At 69.0% G+C, this 677-nt stretch carries 2 protein-coding genes; both read left to right on the top strand.

The annotated features are described in order from the left end of the window. Positions 1-410, top strand: a 410-nt coding sequence (locus C1I97_RS38425) for an alpha-glucosidase C-terminal domain-containing protein (RefSeq protein ID WP_181447126.1), incomplete at its 5' end; no start/stop codon positions are given. A gap of 32 nt (positions 411-442) precedes the next feature. Continuing rightward, on the top strand, positions 443-677 hold a 235-nt coding region (locus C1I97_RS38430), incomplete at its 3' end, for a maltokinase N-terminal cap-like domain-containing protein (protein WP_441349206.1).

Raw genomic sequence — 677 nt, forward strand, 5'->3', positions numbered from 1 at the left:
CCACGATCATGGACCCGGTCTACGGCTACCAGGTCACCAACGTCGAGGCGTCGATGTCCTCGCCGTCCTCGCTGCTGCACTGGACCCGCCGCATGATCGAGATCCGCAAGCAGAACCCCGCCTTCGGACTCGGCTCGTACACCGAACTCCAGTCCTCCAACCCGGCCGTGCTCGCCTTCCTGCGCGAGTACCGGGACGACCTGGTCCTGTGCGTCAACAACTTCTCCCGCTTCCCCCAGCCCACCGAACTCGACCTGCGGGCCTTCGACGGGCGGCACCCGGTCGAGCTCATCGGCGGGGTGCGCTTCCCCGCGATCGGTGAGCTCCCCTATCTGCTGACCCTGGCGGGCCACGGCTTCTACTGGTTCCGGCTCACCAAAGTCGCATCCCGGATCGGCCGACGGGTTTGACCACCGCGCGGCCGACGAAAGGAGGCGTGAGCATGCCGAAGACCGCATCCCCGGCGCCGACCGTCAGGAGCCTGGCCGGGCCCATGGCCTCGCTCGGCTCGTTGCTGCGCGAATGGCTGCCGCACCAGCGCTGGTTCGCCGGCAAGGACCGGCCTGTCACCGATCTGCGCATGCTGTCGATGACGGAGCTGTTCCCGGGCTGTCTGCACCTGCTGGTCCACGCCGAACACGCGGAGGTCCCCACCGGCCACGGCACCGTGCCCGCCC

Origin of the sequence: Streptomyces sp. NTH33 (assembly GCF_003236365.1) — a bacterium.
Classification (GTDB): domain Bacteria; phylum Actinomycetota; class Actinomycetes; order Streptomycetales; family Streptomycetaceae; genus Streptomyces.